Origin of the sequence: Aequorivita todarodis, from assembly GCF_028561335.1 — a bacterium.
GTDB lineage: Bacteria > Bacteroidota > Bacteroidia > Flavobacteriales > Flavobacteriaceae > Aequorivita > Aequorivita todarodis.
In genome coordinates this window covers 24,299-41,359 of sequence record NZ_JAQQTG010000048.1, presented here as the reverse complement: position 1 = coordinate 41,359, position 17,061 = coordinate 24,299, and the positions used below count along the sequence as shown (strand labels likewise).

At 41.6% G+C, this 17,061-nt stretch carries 19 protein-coding genes; 5 read left to right on the top strand and 14 right to left on the bottom strand.

The genetic code is table 11. From position 1 onward, the window contains the following. A complete protein-coding gene (locus POV26_RS13210; RefSeq protein WP_272856944.1) occupies positions 1-516 on the top strand; it encodes an OmpH/Skp family outer membrane protein in 516 nt (171 codons plus the stop codon). A gap of 75 nt (positions 517-591) precedes the next feature. On the opposite strand, the gene guaB is transcribed toward POV26_RS13210, so the two are convergent. The 10 genes from guaB to POV26_RS13160 all read right to left on the bottom strand — a co-directional run bounded on the left by guaB (position 592) and on the right by POV26_RS13160 (position 9,790). Continuing rightward, complete coding sequence (gene guaB / locus POV26_RS13205) at positions 592-2,064, bottom strand: IMP dehydrogenase (RefSeq protein ID WP_272856943.1); 1,473 nt, start codon at positions 2,062-2,064, stop codon at positions 592-594. 76 nt (positions 2,065-2,140) lie between these two features. Beyond that, a complete protein-coding gene (locus tag POV26_RS13200; RefSeq protein ID WP_272856942.1) occupies positions 2,141-2,584 on the bottom strand; it encodes a hypothetical protein in 444 nt (147 codons plus the stop codon). Positions 2,585-2,699: 115 nt separating this feature from the next. After that, a complete protein-coding gene (locus tag POV26_RS13195; RefSeq protein WP_272856941.1) occupies positions 2,700-3,194 on the bottom strand; it encodes a hypothetical protein in 495 nt (164 codons plus the stop codon). Beyond that, the gene (locus POV26_RS13190) at positions 3,195-3,722 is read right to left on the bottom strand and encodes an FMN-binding protein (protein ID WP_272856940.1); all 528 of its coding nucleotides are present in this window, start codon (positions 3,720-3,722) and stop codon (positions 3,195-3,197) included. A gap of 54 nt (positions 3,723-3,776) precedes the next feature. Next, entirely contained in the window at positions 3,777-4,955 is a 1,179-nt protein-coding gene (locus POV26_RS13185; protein WP_272856939.1) for a hypothetical protein, read from the bottom strand. A 114-nt stretch (positions 4,956-5,069) separates the two neighbouring features. Continuing rightward, positions 5,070-5,552 (bottom strand): heme-binding domain-containing protein, encoded by a 483-nt coding sequence (locus POV26_RS13180; RefSeq protein WP_272856938.1) that lies wholly within the window; start codon positions 5,550-5,552, stop codon positions 5,070-5,072. Positions 5,553-5,554: 2 nt separating this feature from the next. Beyond that, a complete protein-coding gene (locus tag POV26_RS13175; RefSeq protein WP_272856937.1) occupies positions 5,555-7,096 on the bottom strand; it encodes a bifunctional metallophosphatase/5'-nucleotidase in 1,542 nt (513 codons plus the stop codon). Beyond that, complete coding sequence (locus POV26_RS13170; protein ID WP_272856936.1) at positions 7,097-7,960, bottom strand: hydroxymethylglutaryl-CoA lyase; 864 nt, start codon at positions 7,958-7,960, stop codon at positions 7,097-7,099. A gap of 61 nt (positions 7,961-8,021) precedes the next feature. Further along, the gene (locus POV26_RS13165) at positions 8,022-8,636 is read right to left on the bottom strand and encodes a LysE family translocator (RefSeq protein WP_272856935.1); all 615 of its coding nucleotides are present in this window, start codon (positions 8,634-8,636) and stop codon (positions 8,022-8,024) included. Positions 8,637-8,731: 95 nt separating this feature from the next. After that, the gene (locus tag POV26_RS13160) at positions 8,732-9,790 is read right to left on the bottom strand and encodes a quinone-dependent dihydroorotate dehydrogenase (protein ID WP_272856974.1); all 1,059 of its coding nucleotides are present in this window, start codon (positions 9,788-9,790) and stop codon (positions 8,732-8,734) included. Between the two features lie 249 nt (positions 9,791-10,039). On the opposite strand from POV26_RS13160, the gene POV26_RS13155 reads away from it, so the two are divergent. The 3 genes from POV26_RS13155 (at position 10,040) to pepT (ending at position 12,038) form a co-directional block, all read left to right on the top strand. Then, on the top strand, positions 10,040-10,333 hold the full coding sequence (locus tag POV26_RS13155; protein ID WP_272856934.1) for a type II toxin-antitoxin system HigB family toxin: 294 nt from the start codon (positions 10,040-10,042) through the stop codon (positions 10,331-10,333). Position 10,334: 1 nt separating this feature from the next. Next, on the top strand, positions 10,335-10,691 hold the full coding sequence (locus POV26_RS13150; RefSeq protein WP_272856933.1) for a helix-turn-helix domain-containing protein: 357 nt from the start codon (positions 10,335-10,337) through the stop codon (positions 10,689-10,691). 84 nt (positions 10,692-10,775) lie between these two features. Continuing rightward, positions 10,776-12,038: a peptidase T gene (pepT, locus tag POV26_RS13145; RefSeq protein ID WP_272856932.1), complete on the top strand. Its 1,263-nt coding sequence runs from the start codon at positions 10,776-10,778 to the stop codon at positions 12,036-12,038. Between the two features lie 82 nt (positions 12,039-12,120). On the opposite strand, the gene yajC is transcribed toward pepT, so the two are convergent. The 4 genes from yajC to POV26_RS13125 all read right to left on the bottom strand — a co-directional run bounded on the left by yajC (position 12,121) and on the right by POV26_RS13125 (position 15,107). Next, positions 12,121-12,411: a preprotein translocase subunit YajC gene (gene yajC / locus POV26_RS13140; RefSeq protein ID WP_272856931.1), complete on the bottom strand. Its 291-nt coding sequence runs from the start codon at positions 12,409-12,411 to the stop codon at positions 12,121-12,123. Between the two features lie 28 nt (positions 12,412-12,439). Next, positions 12,440-12,922 carry a DUF1573 domain-containing protein gene (locus POV26_RS13135; RefSeq protein WP_272856930.1) on the bottom strand — a complete coding sequence of 161 codons (483 nt, stop codon included), beginning with the start codon at positions 12,920-12,922 and terminating at the stop codon, positions 12,440-12,442. 56 nt (positions 12,923-12,978) lie between these two features. Beyond that, positions 12,979-13,923 (bottom strand): transcription antitermination factor NusB, encoded by a 945-nt coding sequence (gene nusB, locus POV26_RS13130; protein ID WP_272856929.1) that lies wholly within the window; start codon positions 13,921-13,923, stop codon positions 12,979-12,981. An 86-nt stretch (positions 13,924-14,009) separates the two neighbouring features. Then, positions 14,010-15,107 (bottom strand): Glu/Leu/Phe/Val family dehydrogenase, encoded by a 1,098-nt coding sequence (locus tag POV26_RS13125; RefSeq protein ID WP_272856928.1) that lies wholly within the window; start codon positions 15,105-15,107, stop codon positions 14,010-14,012. A gap of 184 nt (positions 15,108-15,291) precedes the next feature. On the opposite strand from POV26_RS13125, the gene POV26_RS13120 reads away from it, so the two are divergent. Further along, entirely contained in the window at positions 15,292-17,049 is a 1,758-nt protein-coding gene (locus POV26_RS13120) for an ABC transporter ATP-binding protein (protein ID WP_272856927.1), read from the top strand. Positions 17,050-17,061 lie beyond the last annotated feature (12 nt).

Genomic DNA, 17,061 nt, shown 5'->3' with positions numbered 1-17,061 from the left:
ATGAAATTTCTTAAAATCGTTATTTTCCTTATCGGTCTTTCCACCTTTGCACAAAGCAAAGTGGGGGCTGTTGACGTAGAGTACATTCTTTCCAAAATGCCCGAACTCACCTCGGTCCAAAACGAATTGACAACCTACGGAAAACAACTGGACATAGACCTCAACAAAAAAGTGGATGCGTACAAAAAACTTGTGGAAGAATACAAAAAGGGCGAACCTACCTTTACGGAAGAGCAGAAAAAAGAAAAACAGACCGCAATTATAAATTTGGACAAAGACATCCAAAAATTCCAAGAGAACGGTGCCAAACTGATGGACATTAAACAAACGGAAGCCCTGAAACCACTCTATAAAAAAATAGGTGAAGCCTTGGACAAAGTGGCAAAAGCACAGAACTACACCCAAGTAATGCAGACCACCCAGGATTTGGTTTATTTAGATCCGGCTTATGATCTTACGGTGCCAATTCTACAAGAACTCGGCATTACCATAACAGCCGAGGAAGAAGGAAAATAATTAAATTTTTCTTGTAACAATAAAAAACGTGGAGCTATTGGCTCCACGTTTTTTATTTCAATTTTTTTAAGCAATTTATCTGCTGTAGTTAGGCGCTTCCTTAGTTATAGTAACATCATGCGGATGGCTCTCATTGATGCCCGAGGCGGTAATTTTAATAAACTGCCCGGTTTCCTTTAAAGTCTCAATGTCCTTGGAACCACAATACCCCATTCCTGCGCGAAGTCCTCCAATGAATTGGGTCATACTCTCAACGAGTTCCCCTTTGTACGGAACACGGCCCACGATTCCTTCCGGAACCAGCTTTTTAATATCGTCCTCAACGTCTTGAAAATATCGGTCCTTGGAGCCTTGTTTCATGGCTTCCACAGAACCCATGCCACGGTACGATTTAAATTTTCTTCCTTCATAAATAATGGTCTCACCGGGAGATTCCTTTGTTCCCGCCAACAACGAACCGAGCATCACGCAATCGGCGCCGGCAGCAATGGCCTTTGGAATATCGCCCGTATAGCGAATTCCACCGTCTGCAATAACTGGAACACCGCTACCCTTAATGGCCGCGGCGACTTCCAACACTGCCGAAAATTGTGGAAAACCCACTCCTGCAACCACACGGGTAGTGCAAATGGAGCCTGGCCCAATTCCAACTTTAACGGCATCGGCGCCGGCGGCTACCAAATATTTAGCGGCATCGGCTGTGGCGATATTTCCCACCACAACATCCAACTCCGGAAATTTCTGTTTTACTTGTTTCAAAACCTCAACCACTCCTTTGGTGTGACCGTGGGCCGTGTCAATAATTACGGCATCAATTTGTGCGTTCACCAAAGCTTCTGCTCTTTCCACCGCATCTGCGGTTACGCCCAATGCAGCGGCAACGCGAAGCCTTCCGTATTTGTCTTTATTGGCGATGGGTTTTTGGGTGAGTTTTGTAATATCCCTAAAGGTAATAAGGCCCAGAAGTTTTCCTTCCTCACTTACAACGGGCAGTTTTTCAATTTTGTTTTGTTGCAGAATTATCTCGGCTTCCTTTAAAGATGTGCCCTGTGCCACGGTAACCAGATTTTCGGATGTCATTACTTCATATAGCGGGCGTTTCAAATCTTTTTCAAAACGCAGATCGCGATTGGTAACAATCCCAATAAGTTTTCCCGCATCGTCGGTAATGGGGATTCCGCCAATGCTGTATTCGCGCATGGTTTTTTGGGCATCGCCCACAGTGTTTGCTTTCTTTAAAGTTACCGGATCTATAATCATCCCGCTTTCGGCACGTTTCACTTTGCGTACCTCGGCAGCCTGCTGCTCAATGCTCATGTTTTTGTGAAGTACGCCAATGCCGCCTTCGCGAGCCATTGCGATAGCCATTGCACTTTCGGTAACGGTATCCATTGCAGCGGAAACAATAGGTACGTTCAATGTAATATTGCGTGAAAATTTGGTGGCGATGGAAACTTCGCGGGGTAAAACTTCAGAATAGGCGGGCACTAAAAGTACGTCGTCGTACGTAAGGCCTTCTCCAAGAATTTTGTTATCGTGTGCGGTCATTGCAATTAATTTAACTTCCGAAAGGGCGAAAGTGGTTATGGATTAATTGCGTGCAAATGTACGTTAAATTAAGTAATTAATTGAGGTTTCTTTTTGTAAATCCATGGGGAATATACAGCGGGCCTTCATCATAAAAACTTATGTATAATAAAACGGGTTCTTTTAGGCCTTCATAAGTAACTTCATAAACGTCCACTAGAGCACTACCCATCATAGCGTTTTCACTTTCATACGGACAACAACTTCCACGACGGTGAAATGTAAGTTCTTCCCCGTTGGGCCCTGCCAATGATGAAATATATCTACGTTGGTTTAAAACGCTTTTTTCACCAACCATTACAGGATATTCACCCGTTAGGGCATATTTTTTATTGGGCGCCATTTCAGTGATATCCAAAAATGGTTCATGTGCAGTGGCTTTTTCCGTTGGGTTTGTTGATGAGCTTAAAATTGCGGGTTGTTTTGCACCACAAGATGCTAAAAACATAGTGAGAAATAGGGTTGATAGGAAATACTTCATCTGAAAGTTTTTTTCGAAATTACGATTATTCCCGAAAAATAAAATTAAATGTTTCAAGCTTAATCTCTTATCTGCGGCAGCACACACCCACCACCACCGGATTGGCAGCTATGACTCATTTCCGTTCTTGAACAAATAATTGCAACAGTACCGCTCCAGCCGCTACCAAATAGACTACGGTCATCAACGTACCGGAAACGATTACTATCCACTTCATCCAGAGCATTCCTTTCCACATAAAATAAATACCTCCGAAAGTAAAGAGGATAGATACGAAAGGCTCAATCATTAAAAAAGCTTTCAGTTTTGGCGGAAGTGAGGTAATAGCCACCAAGCCGCCGAGCAAAAAGAAAATCATTGAAATGGAAAGAATATGCGTATGCAGTATGGTAAGCATCTCGCGGTCACCTTTTTTAAATTTCATTACCGCAACATCTTCGGCCGCCTCATTGCCAAGATAATTTTCTACCAGGCCATTAGGCGAAACCGATTCTGTTTGTCGGACAAAAGAAAGGCCAGAGAAATATCCTACACTCAATACAATAACAAAAGCACCAATAAATTGCTTTACATATCTTGGAAGTGCGTGAATAAGACCCTGAAGTTGCATTTATAAAATATTTGATTTTTGAAGGATCGCTATGCTTTTTAACAGAGCATTCATTTCCGTAGTCATGGACCTTACTGAAATTGTAGCCCCACTGATAGGGATGATATTTTTATTGTAAACAAACTCTTGGGAAGCAGAAGATTTACCTTCAAATTGTTGCAACCATCGTTTGCTTCCTATTTCACCGCCATATTCTTCGCGATATATCAGCACTTTGCTTTTGGTAATTACAAAATTCCTGTCAAACAACACCAAGTAATCAAAAGTTGCGGTTTTGCTAGGCGCATTCCCTATATAGCCGTATCCAAGAAATTTACCCCCTGAGCTAATTTTAAAGAAATTCTCTTTTCCGAATTCTGAAAGAGTCTTGTCGTTTAAATCTTTCGGGACTGAAATTATTTCTTTTGAAAAATTTTCAGTCCCGTAAAATTTTGCAATCTCTTTATCTGCTTTTCTTATTACGTTTCCCTGATCGGCAAAAGCCACCAAGAACAATGCTACAAAAAAAAGAGAGAAGCTAATTTTCATAAAGTAAAGATATTTAAATGAAAATAAAAGATATATGCATTTGGCAGGATTTTGTTAGAACCAAACCCCGATTCCAAAGTTCAACTGGTTCGAGACTTCAGATCCTGCCAAGGCATTGTCCTTAATTTGATAATCACCTTTTACCACTACTCCATTTGTGATATGGTATGAAAGACCTAAGGTTACATCTTGACGGTTAAAAGCGTCATTTCTAACCAAACTGCCTTCGGTGCTGGCATGCGTGTCATATTGTTCATAACGGGCAAAAGCGAATAATTTTTGCTTGGCCGTAAGTGGAAGCAGATTATAAGCTCCTTCAATATAATAGCCCATCAAGGCACTGCCCAGATCTTTTCCGGTAAGGGCATTGTATTGTTCAGTGTCGGTAAGGGATGCGTAAACAACTTCGCCACGGGCAGTAAATTTACGGAAAGCATAACGAACGTCGAAACCAACCATGGAGATGCCAATATTTGCGCCATCCAAATCTTCTATATCGTCATCGGCCTGCGTTTTTCCAAAATACCCCGCCAACCCGAAACGCAGGCCTGGAATTCCGTAATAATCCAATTTTGCGGAAAAAGTTGGACTATCCACGGTAGATTCTATTCCTTTTTGACGGCCTCCACGCAAACCGTCCTTGCCCTTTAAATATCCCTTTATTCCTCCCTCCCCATCAGAAGTAGTAGATTTGAAACCATTAAAAACATAGGCTTGGTAGCCTAAAGAAAGATCAGGAAAACGTCCGGTTACCCCTACTCCAAGTTCGCGCCAAGTGGTTGGCACAATATCGTGATCTACTGCGGGCCGCGAAGTTCCATTAAAAGTAGTTGGCTCGTGGTATTCGTTTATGATGCCCATTGGAACCAGCATGAGTCCCCCGCGTAAACTTACGTTGTTGCTAATGGAATAATTAACGAATGCCTGTTCCACATATATTTCCTCTACGTGTTCAATTTCAATTTCGGAAACAAACTGTATTTTTTCATCAAATTTATAGCCCACAAGTAGAACCAATCTGTGGACATCAAGGGTGCCGTTATCTCCTTCTGGCTGGTTATAGACCATTTCGCCATAGCCTCCAAGGGTTACGGCTTTTCCAAAATTACCGGAAAGAATGCGTTGGGCACTGTTTTGTTGAACATGGGGGTTCAATGGAATTGAATCAGGGACTGTTTGTGAAATAGCGATTGTACTTAAAAACAGCGCACTTAAACGAATAAAATTTTTCATTAAATATTATTTAGACTGAATTAAAATAGATTGATTTTTCAGCGGCAAAAATAATAGCGAAAATGAAACCTCACAAGTTTATTTAGAATAAATTTAAATTAAATCGGAAATTAATTATTCGGTCGAAGAAACCTCCATTTGGTGCTTGTACTGAAGCCGTGCCACTCCCGCCCATTGCAGCAGCAGCTTTTTATCTGCCTCGGGAAGACCGCCGTGGAGAAGGGCGTATGATTGCAGCGGCATTTCATTATTTTCCACCTTTTCAACTAATTCTTCCAGCTTGTGCTCCTTCTTTTTAATGGAATACGTGCTCCAGGCCGAAACGTTGAAATGTTTCTTTCCGTCCTCTATATGGCCATCCAACCACAATGAAAATGGCGCAATTTCCGCATACCAAGGATATTGCGTCTGGTCGCTATGGCAGTCGTAGCAATTTTCCTTCAAAATTGACGCTACTCTTGCAGAGGGTTTGGTTTCGGACTCAAAAGCAGCGACACTTTTGTATCCATCAGCGTTTTTTTCGGGACGTATAAACTGAATGGCTACTAATGCAATAAGTGCTAAAACAAGAAGAAATTTTATGACCTTTTTAAACATTGCTATTTTTTCAGCGAATTTAAATAGAAAATTATTGCTTTCCGAATATCGGCCGCTGTTTCGGTTTCGTTTGGAGTGTAAATCTTTACAACGTCTTTGTTTTCAGAGGTTAAAAACGGGATGTCCAGCCCTTTCAATAAAAAGTCACTGAATGCAACGGTATAGGTTTGATTGTCGCGAATTGTTTTGTTATCTATTTGCCATTCTCCATTTTCATTTTCCGAAAAATTGTAGCGTTGCAGATAGGCCCCCTCGCCTTTTTGTTGTTTTCCGTACCGCAAGACTTCCTTTAATAAATTTCCTTTTAAATCTACTTTAAGGACACTCCCCCCAAAGGGAAGCACCCTGAAAATATCGGTACTCGTTATATCGCCCACCAGCCTGTCGTCTATTCTTATTGAACCGCCATTTACCAGGGCACCCGCTACTTTATCGTTATAGGCAAAGGCCATAGCGCGTGCTATGAGCTCGCCCAAGTTGGTCTGTTTGCTTCTGTTGGAAGTGTCCGTTCCATCTAACGGCGATGCGGCATAATAAATTACTTCTTCGGGATTTTCGACCACTTCTTTGAGTTTCTCGTTCACAAGATCGGTCCATTTGCTTACCACTCGCTCCACTTTGGCAGAGGATGCTATCTTATCTGTTACCATCATCAATTCAGAATTTATGTGGAGGTATTTTGTGCGTAAATTATAAATAAGCGTATGGACATATATACTTTTTGCGTTGGCATCTGCTTTAGCGATAATAGTTCTGCCTTCTTTCTCCAGCATATTATAATGTTCGTGCCCGCCCATAATTAAAGGTAAAGCTCTCAAACGTCTGGCTATTTTTTTGTCTTCGTCTATGGAAACGTGGGTAAGGCCTACGACAAAATCGGACTTCTGGATTGCCAAATCATAGGCTCTCACTGCATTTTCATAAATATCGCCATAGGAAACGTAATCTTTTGGGTTTGAGGGAAGCGTTACGCCAAATACGCCAAATTTCATTTTATTGCCATCTGCATCAATGGCGCTAAATGTTGAAAAATCTGAAGTGGGTACCGTAGAATATTCCCATTTGGTCGTAAAGGGCACAATACCTTTTTCCGTAACGTGCCGTACGTTTGCGGTAGTCCAATTGAAATTTGATTCATTCAATCTTTTTTGCAGATCCTTTTCACTGAGGTCGAACTCGTGGTTTCCGAAGGTTACCAAATCGATATCCATGGCGTTGAGCACGTCTATCATCTGTTTGCCATTTACGCGTTCGCCATCAACTTTTAGGGTCCCTATTAAAGATGGATTTAAAAAATCGCCCGCCAAAAACAGAAAGGTATTCGGAAATCTTTCCTTGATAGAATCGCGAATATGGGCTACACGTGCCAAACCTCCGTATTCGCCACCATTCAAAGGAGCAATTTCATAAACATCGTTCATCTGAACAAATTTTAGGGTAATAGCGCCCGCGCCTTTTATGGGATCCTCGGGATATACTTGTTGAAGAATTTCACAGCTCGAAAAAAAACAGCCCACAACTGCCAAAAGTAAAAAGTTTCTCATTTAATGGTATTTAGTAAAAATTTTAGTTGCTTCATTGTGCGCGCTTTCAAACGACATCGGGTTAATATTGCACGAAATTTTTTCAGCAGTAAAATAACTGAGCATTTTTTCGGTGGGCATATTTCCCGTCAATTCGTCTTTTGCCATTGGGCAGCCTCCAAAACCTTGTATGGCACCATCAAATCTTCTGCAACCTGCTTTATAGGCTGCATCTACTTTTTCGTGCCAAGCGTTTGGAGTGGTGTGCAAATGCGCACCAAATTCTATGTGGGGATATTTGGCTATCAAGTTACTAAATAAATATGAAATAATTGCAGGCGTCGATGAACCAACCGTATCGCTAAGGGAAAGAATCTTTACCCCCATTGAAGAAAGCCGCTCCGTCCACTCGCCTACAATCCCAACGTTCCAAGGGTCCCCATACGGATTTCCGAAACCCATGGAAAGATAGGCCACTACTTCTTTATTATTTCTATGGGCAAGATTTAAAATATCCTGAAGCAGCACCAACGATTCTGCAATGGTCTTGTGCGTGTTCCGCATTTGGAAGTTTTCCGAGATAGAAAAAGGATAACCCAAATAATCAATTTCAGGGTGTTTTACGGCATCTTCCGCCCCGCGCAGGTTAGCTACAATGGCAAGCAATTTACTTTTGGTCGTGGAAAGATCCAGTCTTGAAAGCACTTCTGCCGTGTCCTGCATTTGCGGGATTGCCTTTGGCGAAACGAAACTTCCGAAGTCAATCGTATCAAAACCGCAGCGCAAAAGCGACTGAATGTACTTTACCTTTTCCTCCGTGGGAATCCAGGTTTTGATGCCTTGCATGGCATCGCGCGGACATTCTATTATTTTTACTTGCTGCATTGCCCCAAAGATATGAATTCCTGCGTAGGCAGGAATCTTTCGGTTTTAAAAAATGACAGATTTAGGGGATTAATATAAAGGCCGCAATCCCCACAAAAACCAAAACCTGCAACCATTTTAAAACCATTCCCATGCTTTTCCAATTTAAAAGCAATTTTGAGATGCTGCCCGCCGCCAGTGCGATGCTGCTGAAGGTTATAAAAGAAATTACCATAAAAGTAATTCCCAAAATGTAAAATTGCAGCACAGTGTTTCCGTCTTCATTCCAAAGAAATCCCGGGAAAAACGCCAAAAAGAAAATCATCACTTTCGGGTTTACCAAATTCATAATTACCCCTATTTTGAAAAGTTGGCTGTATGATTTTTTTGGGGCATCTGTTGATAGTGAAATATGTTCATCACTTTTATAGACTCTGTACGCCAAATACAGCAAATAGCACGCGCCCAAAACTTTTATTCCGTAGAAAATTTCCTCGGAAGCGGTTATAATCGCAGAAATGCCAAACGCCAAAAGGGTAGTGTGCACTATGCAACCACTTATCAACCCAGCGGTGGTTGCGATGCCGCTTTTGGCGCCGTTGGCCAAGGATTGCGTAAGCACATAAATATTGTCTGGCCCCGGAGAGATGGCGAGCGCTAAAGTGGCGATTGAAAAAGAAATTAATGTTTCGAGCATAAATGACGTTTTGAAACAGGACGGTTTGAAACAGGACGGTTTGAAAAAAACTGGATCAATCTCCTCCCCTTTGGGGAGGTCGGGAGGGGACCGTCCTACGTCCTTTTTAGTATCGCTTTGTTTATTTGCTTAACCAACCCCGGACCTTCGTAAATAAAACCCGTATAAAGCTGCACCAAGCTTGCGCCCGCATTTAGTTTTTCCAAAGCATCTTCGGTCGATTGGATTCCGCCCACGCCTATAATCGGGAATGCACGGTTACTTTTTTCGGAAAGAAAACGGATTACATCCGTAGCTCTTTTATTTAAAGGCTTTCCACTTAAACCGCCCATTTGGTTTTTGTTTTCCGAAGCAAGTCCCTCTCGGGAAATGGTGGTGTTGGTTGCAATAACACCGTCGATTTTGGTAGTTTCAACAATCTCGATAATATCCAAAAGCTGCTCATCGGTCAAATCTGGCGCTATTTTCAGAAGAATGGGCTTTGGGATTTGATGTTTGGAATTTGTTTTTTTCAAAACTTGCAGCAGTTTTGTCAACGGTTCCTTTTCCTGCAGTGCGCGCAGGTTTGGCGTATTGGGCGAACTTACGTTTACCACAAAATAATCCACATAATCAAAAAGTGCCTCAAAACAGAGTATGTAATCGTTTACGGCTTCTTCATTGGGCGTAACTTTATTCTTCCCAATATTTCCGCCTATTAAAACCCTTCGATGGAGCCTGTCCTGAGCGGAGTCGGAGGGCTCAGGGTAACAATTTGCCTTCAATCTTTCAACCGCTTCTTCCACCCCGCCGTTGTTAAAACCCATTCGGTTTATAATTGCGGAATCTTCCTTCAATCGAAATAATCGCGGCTTTTCATTGCCGGGCTGGGGTTTTGGGGTTACGGTCCCAATTTCAATAAAACCGAAACCGAAATTTGAAAGTTCCTTATAAAGCTTGGCATCTTTGTCAAAACCCGCGGCAAGCCCCACTGGGTTTGGAAATTTCAATCCAAAAAGTTCGCGCTCCAGTTTTGGGTCTTCAATTTTATAAATGCTTCTGAAAATACTTCCGAAGCCAATTTTATGGAAAAACCGAATCAGGGAAAAGGTGAAATGGTGGATTTTTTCAGGATCGAAACTGAAAAAAATGGGACGGATGATGGTTTTGTACATGGTTGAGAAATGTGCTGCAAAAATACCATAAATGGCATAACTTTTTTCTAAATACAATCAAATTTTATACGAGATAAATATGAAAGGAAGCGCCCAAATATGCACCCACTTTGAAATCAATTTAGAGCCTATGCGCCCTGCTTTCAGATTAATTCTTGAACATTTTCCAAAATAAAATCAATCATTTATTAAAACCCAATATTATTACCAATTTGGTAATTTTGTTTTATATTTGGCCAAATATTCATTTTGAGAGTTATTGCAAAAAGAACGTTACGGGAATATTGGGAGCGAAACCCCGATTGCGAACAACAACTTTTGGCTTGGTATCGAGAAGTTTCAAAAGCTGAATGGAAAGACCCTAACCAAATAAAAGAACAATATACCACGGCAAGTATTCTCAAAAATAATCGTGTGGTATTCAACATTTGCGGAAACAAATACCGCTTGATTGTTGAGATAAATTATCCTCGAAAATGGGTTTTTATCCTTTTTATTGGCACACACAAAGAATACGACACCATTGATGCAAATACTATTTAATATGGAAATTAAAGCAATAAAAACGGAAAAAGATTACCGAAAGGCATTGGATAGACTAAAAACCATATTCCATGCCGATGAGGACACGCCCAATGGCGACGAGGCAGAGGTGCTATCAATATTAATAGAAAAATACGAAGACGAAAATTTCCCCATAGGAATGCCAGACCCCATTGAAGCTATAAAATTCCGTATGGAGCAAATGGGGATGAACCAAAAGGACCTAGCAGAAGTTGTAGGTTTTACAAGTAGGGTAAGTGAAATTCTTAACCGAAAACGCAAACTTACATTGAATATGATTCGGAAGTTAAGTGACGCTTTGCAGATTCCCACCGAGGTGTTGGTCCAGGAATATTAGCAGCCGGCTTAAAATAATCATTGACGATTTACATACCGTCCATTTACCAAAATTGCACAGAGAAACAGAAAAATTATCACAAACATGATTGAAAAACAACACCTTATTGACCGCTTTAAAAGCTACGTAACCATAGATACCGAAAGCGACCCAAACAGCGACACCACGCCCAGCACCAAAAAACAATGGGACCTCGCCAATAAACTTGCGGAAGAGCTGAAACAAATAGGAATGGAAGACGTAACCATTGACGAAAACGCCTATATAATGGCTACTTTGCCTGCCAATGTTTCGCATCCCGTTCCAGTGATAGGATTCGTTTCACATTTTGATACTTCGCCAGATTTTACCGGAGCCAACGTAAAACCCCAGATTGTTGAGAATTACAACGGAAAGGACATTATTCTGAATAAGGAAAAGGACATCGTGCTTTCACCCGATTATTTTGAGGATTTGTTGCTTTACAAAGGCCAGACCCTTATCACAACAGACGGTACCACGCTTTTGGGCGCTGATGATAAAGCGGGAATTACCGAAATAGTTACGGCCATGGAATATCTTATAAACCATCCCGAGATTAAGCACGGAAAAATCCGCGTTGGGTTTACTCCCGATGAGGAAATAGGCCGTGGTGCGCATAAGTTTGATGTGAAAAAATTCGGTGCCGATTGGGCCTACACCATGGACGGCAGCCAAGTGGGCGAACTGGAATATGAAAACTTCAACGCAGCCGGTGCCACGGTTACCGTAAAGGGAAAAATTGTGCATCCCGGTTATGCCAAGGGAAAAATGGTGAACAGTATGTACATCGCTACGGACTATATCAATTCGCTCCCAAGGCTGGAAACCCCTGAGCATACCGAAGGGCGGGAGGGCTTTTTTCATCTGCACGGCATTAAAGGAACGGTTGATGAAACTAAAATCCAATACATAATCCGCGACCATGACCGTAAGCATTTTGAGGCCCGAAAGGATATGATGCAAAAACTTGCTGACGATCTGAACGAGCAGCACGAAATGGAAGTGGTAACTGTTGAAATAAAAGACCAATATTTCAATATGCGCGAAAAGATCGAGCCGGTTATGCACATTGTGAAAATTGCGAAACAGGCCATGGAGCAAGCTGGAATAGAACCTATTATCAAACCCATTCGCGGCGGAACGGACGGTTCGCAGCTGAGCTTTATGGGGCTTCCGTGCCCGAACATTTTTGCGGGAGGGCACAACTTTCACGGCAGGTATGAATATGTACCTGTGGAAAGTATGCAAAAGGCCGTGGAGGTAATTGTGAATATTGCCCAAATAACGGCGCAGGATCTTTCAAAATTTAAGAAAGAGGAAGAATAATTTGGAAATTGCAAAAATAAAAAAGCACCTAATTCCAAATGGATAATTGGAATTTGGTGCTTTTAATTTATAATTTTTATTGCTATTTCTTTTCCTTTACGGGAGCGTTTAGTTTTGCTGTTCTTTCCATAGAAATGGCAGATCTTTCAAACTTTATTTTTCCGGCGCCGCATTCAATAATGCAGGTTCCATCGTCATAAAGCTCTAGCACTTTACCGTGTATTCCGCCAGTGGTTATCACTTTATCGCCTTTCTTAAGTTGGGCGGCAAACTGTTTTTCCTGTTTGGCCTTTTTCATTTGGGGACGTATCAAAAAGAGATACATCACCAAAAACAATAATATTATCGGTAAAAAACTTTGTATTTGTTCCATAGCAATTTTTTATTCCTAAAAGTTGAAATTAGGAAGTTGGGGTTTTAATTGGGGCTTTTGCAGCACCAGCTTTAGGGTTTACAAAAGCTTTTATTGTCAAAGTTTCTGTTCCCGCTTTTGTGTTTGTAGTAAGGGTAACTGTTTTGCTAACTTGGTTCTGGCCACTTCCGTTGAATTTTACCAACAACTGACCTTCCTCGCCTGGAGCAACTGGATCTTTTGTGTATTCTGGAACGGTACAGCCGCAGCTACTTTTTGCATTTACGATCATCAAAGGTGCTTCCCCCGTGTTTTTAAATTTAAAAACGTGCTCAACCGGAGTACCTTGGTCAATGGTTCCAAAATCGAACTGGCTTTCTTCAAAAGTAATTACTGGAAATTTTCCAGATTCTGCGTCACGCGCTTCTGCTGTGGCAACGTTTTCTTCGTTTACTTTGTCTGCTGCATTGTCTTTACAAGAAGAGAAAGCAAAAACAGATAGTATTGCTACTATTAAAACTGATTTTTTCATGATAATTTAGATTTTTTTATGTTTTTAGCACGCCAAAAGTAGGCATTTTTTTGCTTTTATTGAAGGCCCCGACCAATTTTATTCAGTTTGCCGTTTTTCTCAAATTCCTTCACTATTTTGTCCAAAATACCGTTGACGAAAATGCTACTTTTGGGGGTTGAATATTCTTTGGAAACTTCCAAATATTCGTTGATTGTGGCCCTAACGGGAATGGACGGAAAGAATAAAAATTCCGCAATTCCCATTTTCAGAATTATCAAATCTACATCGGCAATTCGCTCTTGGTCCCAGTTGGGGGTTTTCCCTTCAATTTGTGCATTTAGCTTGTCCTCGTTCAAAATTACTTTTCTGAAAAGCTGCAAAGCGTATTCACGGTCTTCTTCGTTTTTATATAGGTTGGGGACCAAAAGGGAAGATGCGTTTTTTTCTGAAAGCTTGCCCAGCATTTTAACGATGGCCGTATTAACTATCGGGAAATCGTCCACCCAAGTCAATCGCTTGTCTTCCAAATAATCATAAAGTTTATCGTTGGGCGCGATCACTTCCTTAAATAGCTTGGCCACAAAATCTTGGTCTTCTTTATAGGTGGTTTCCTTTTTGGAAAGATAAGTTTCGTACCATTCCAGTTGGCGCAATTCTTTTAAAATGATATTCACATACTCGCCATCCAGCGACCAATAATCGAGCTTTTTCTTTTTAATCACGTCGGAAAAAGTGGAGTTATTGGCTATAAGTTGAATCAATTTGTTATCGACAAAGGTTCGGCTCGGATTTTTTTCTGAAACGGTGGCAAGATGTTTTTTCTGTGAGATTACAAGATAATTATCTGCTTGTTCCTGAAGTGCAACCAACAACTGCAAAAGCAGTAAATAAAGATCCAACATTTGATCTATACTGTACAGCAAAAATTTTTCCTGCGAATCTATATTCGGGTTTGCACGCTGGTTATATGCGTAAACGGACTGCAAAACTTTTACTCGGATATGTCTTCTTGTAAGCATATTTTTTTGAAAGAACTGGTTTAAAGAAACAACGCACAAGAAAATTCCTGTGCGCTGCAAAGATAGTGTTTTAAAAAAATGGAAACCTATTTTTCGTTTTTTCTTGCATCAATTCTGGCCTGTGCCACATTGAATGCCGCTTGATGCGTTGTAATATTATCCGCATCGGCTTTTTTCAAGATTTCAAGCGTGGTGTTGTATATATTTTCGGTCTTGCGCATTATTTCCTTTCGGTCATAATTTTCAAGTTCTGCGTAAACGTTTATTATTCCACCCGCATTAATCAAAAAGTCAGGGGCGTAAACTATTCCCTTTTCGCGTAGCATTTTTCCGTGCTTTTGCTCTTCGGCAAGCTGGTTGTTTGCGGCACCTGCGATAATCTTTGTGTTCAACTGGTTAATGGTGAAATCGTTAATGGTAGCACCCAAGGCACAAGGCGCATAGATGTCCATTTCCTCCGTATAAATGTTGTCGCCCCCGTAAATATTCACGCTGTATTTATCGCGCACTTCTTCCAAGCGTTCTTGGTTAATGTCTGAAACATATACTTTCGCGCCTTCATTGCTCAGGTTTTCCACCAAGGCTTCCCCCACGTTTCCGATTCCCTGCACGTAAATAACCTTATCTTCCAGGATATCGCTTCCAAATTTATACTTTGCGGCAGCCTTCATTCCCATAAAAACACCATACGCGGTTATCGGAGAAGGATTGCCGGCGCCTCCTTTGGATTCTGAAATTCCGGTAACGTATGGCGTAACCGTGCGCACCAAGTCCATATCTGAAGTTGCCATTCCCACATCTTCGGCAGTAATATATTTTCCGCCAAGGGAGTGAACAAACTCGCCGAACTTCAGCATCAATTCCGGGGTTTTCTGTGTTTTCGCATCGCCTATCAAGACAGCCTTTCCACCGCCCAGATTTAGGCCCGTGATTGCACTCTTATAGGTCATCCCGCGCGACAGGCGAAGAACATCGTTCAGTGCTTCCCACTCGCTGGTATAGTTCCACATTCTGGTGCCGCCCAAGGCAGGTCCCAAAACCGTATTGTGGATACCAATTATTGCTTTTAAACCAGTATCTTTGTCGTTGCAAAAAACGATTTGCTCGTGATTGTCAAAGGACATTTGCCCGAAAACGGGGTCAACTTTATGAAGTTCGCTTGTTTTAATTACTTCAGTTACCATAGCTTTTAAATTATTTTAACCATCCTATAAAATGGCGGTGCAAAAGTAACTTATTGTTGTCAATTCCACAAAGCAATGGTCGTTAAATTAAGAATTTTTGAATGGTTAATACGTGACAAAGTTATTGGGTTATTTAAACTTGAACACATGAACAGCCCAGTAACCCAATAACCCAAAAGAGTACATGAAAGAATTAAAATATCTAAATAAATATTTTCTGAAATATAAAGGACGCCTGCTCTTGGGCGTTTTTATAACTATCATCGCTACCGTTTTTAAATTGGTCGTCCCTATGAAAGTGGGCGATTCCGTAACGGCGGTAAAGCAGTATATGAATGGTGAAATTACCGACATTGCCGTTGTAAAGCACGAACTGCTCATAAACATCCTCCTACTTCTGGGCGCTGCCCTGCTCTCGGCATTTTTCACATTTATGATGCGGCAGACCTTTATTGTGGTTTCCCGCTACGTGGAATATGACCTTAAGAATGAAATTTTTAAACATTACGAAAAACTTTCCCTCGGCTTTTACAAACAGAACCGCACGGGCGATTTGATGAACCGCATCAGCGAGGACGTTTCCAAAGTGCGAATGTACGTGGGCCCGGCACTTATGTACAGCATCACTACCGTAACGCTTTTCGTGGTGGTAATTAGCTATATGTTCTATCAAGCACCCACCCTTACCTTATACGCCATTGCGCCGTTGCCCATCCTTTCAATTGCCATATACCGGCTGAGCGTGCTTATTAACCAACGCACCACCATCGTGCAGCAATATCTTTCAAAACTCACCACCTTCACACAAGAAAGTTTTAGCGGGATTGCGGTAATAAAGGCCTACGGAATAGAGCCACGTACCAACGCCAATTTTGAGGAACTCGCTGAGGGCAGCAAAGTGAAGAACATAGACCTCGCAAAGGTGCAGGCCCTATTTTTTCCTTTGATGATTTTGCTCATCGGCATTAGCAATATACTCGTAATCTATATAGGCGGAACACGCTACATAAACGGCCAGATTGCCGAATTTGGAACCATTGTTGAATTTTTGATTTATGTGAATATGCTTACTTGGCCCGTTGCCGTGGTTGGCTGGGTTACTTCCATGGTGCAACAGGCAGAGGCTTCACAAAAACGAATCAACGAATTTTTGGAGACCGAACCTTCCATCGAGAATTTAGTGGCAGAAAATACTCCGATTGGGGGAAATATTGAATTCGACCATTTATCATTTACCTATCCAGACACAGGGATTACGGCGCTAAAGGATGTTTCCTTTACGGTAAAACCCGGTGAAACTTTGGCGATTGTTGGAAACACAGGGTCGGGAAAATCGACGATTTTGGAATTGATAGGAAGGCTTTACGATGTAGAGGAAGGGATGCTGAAAATAGACAATACGCCCATCCGCCAGTTAAATTTGGAGGATTTGCGAAATAGCATTGGCTACGTGCCCCAAGATGCTTTTCTTTTCAGTGATACGCTTCGCAACAACATTCGCTTTGGGAAAGAGGACGCTTCGGAAGAAGAGGTGATTGAAGCTGCCAAAAACGCCGCCGTGCATAAAAATATCATCGGCTTTGCCAAAGGGTACGACACCGTGTTGGGCGAGCGCGGCATTACCTTGAGCGGCGGCCAAAAACAACGCGTTTCCATTGCCCGCGCCATTATTAAAGACCCACAGATACTTCTTTTTGACGATTGCCTTTCAGCGGTTGATACGGAAACTGAAGAAGAAATACTACAAAACCTCCATAAAATTTCAGAAAACAAAACCACGATTATAGTGAGCCACCGTATATCATCGGTAAAAAATGCCGATAAAATAATTGTGCTGGAAGACGGAAAAATCATACAGCAGGGCACGCACAATAAATTGGTAAACAGCGAAGGCTACTACAAGGAACTTTACGCAAAACAACTTTTGGAAAAAGAAATGTAAATTTTACTTTGG

Coding starts and splice junctions, on each gene's coding strand:
- POV26_RS13210 (WP_272856944.1), top strand. CDS start 1: ATGAAATTTCTTAAAATCGTTATTTTCCTTATCGGTCTTTCCACCTTT.
- guaB (WP_272856943.1), bottom strand. CDS start 2,064: ATGACCGCACACGATAACAAAATTCTTGGAGAAGGCCTTACGTACGAC.
- POV26_RS13200 (WP_272856942.1), bottom strand. CDS start 2,584: ATGAAGTATTTCCTATCAACCCTATTTCTCACTATGTTTTTAGCATCT.
- POV26_RS13195 (WP_272856941.1), bottom strand. CDS start 3,194: ATGCAACTTCAGGGTCTTATTCACGCACTTCCAAGATATGTAAAGCAA.
- POV26_RS13190 (WP_272856940.1), bottom strand. CDS start 3,722: ATGAAAATTAGCTTCTCTCTTTTTTTTGTAGCATTGTTCTTGGTGGCT.
- POV26_RS13185 (WP_272856939.1), bottom strand. CDS start 4,955: ATGAAAAATTTTATTCGTTTAAGTGCGCTGTTTTTAAGTACAATCGCT.
- POV26_RS13180 (WP_272856938.1), bottom strand. CDS start 5,552: ATGTTTAAAAAGGTCATAAAATTTCTTCTTGTTTTAGCACTTATTGCA.
- POV26_RS13175 (WP_272856937.1), bottom strand. CDS start 7,096: ATGAGAAACTTTTTACTTTTGGCAGTTGTGGGCTGTTTTTTTTCGAGC.
- POV26_RS13170 (WP_272856936.1), bottom strand. CDS start 7,960: ATGCAGCAAGTAAAAATAATAGAATGTCCGCGCGATGCCATGCAAGGC.
- POV26_RS13165 (WP_272856935.1), bottom strand. CDS start 8,636: ATGCTCGAAACATTAATTTCTTTTTCAATCGCCACTTTAGCGCTCGCC.
- POV26_RS13160 (WP_272856974.1), bottom strand. CDS start 9,790: ATGTACAAAACCATCATCCGTCCCATTTTTTTCAGTTTCGATCCTGAA.
- POV26_RS13150 (WP_272856933.1), top strand. CDS start 10,335: ATGGAAATTAAAGCAATAAAAACGGAAAAAGATTACCGAAAGGCATTG.
- pepT (WP_272856932.1), top strand. CDS start 10,776: ATGATTGAAAAACAACACCTTATTGACCGCTTTAAAAGCTACGTAACC.
- yajC (WP_272856931.1), bottom strand. CDS start 12,411: ATGGAACAAATACAAAGTTTTTTACCGATAATATTATTGTTTTTGGTG.
- POV26_RS13135 (WP_272856930.1), bottom strand. CDS start 12,922: ATGAAAAAATCAGTTTTAATAGTAGCAATACTATCTGTTTTTGCTTTC.
- nusB (WP_272856929.1), bottom strand. CDS start 13,923: ATGCTTACAAGAAGACATATCCGAGTAAAAGTTTTGCAGTCCGTTTAC.
- POV26_RS13125 (WP_272856928.1), bottom strand. CDS start 15,107: ATGGTAACTGAAGTAATTAAAACAAGCGAACTTCATAAAGTTGACCCC.
- POV26_RS13120 (WP_272856927.1), top strand. CDS start 15,292: ATGAAAGAATTAAAATATCTAAATAAATATTTTCTGAAATATAAAGGA.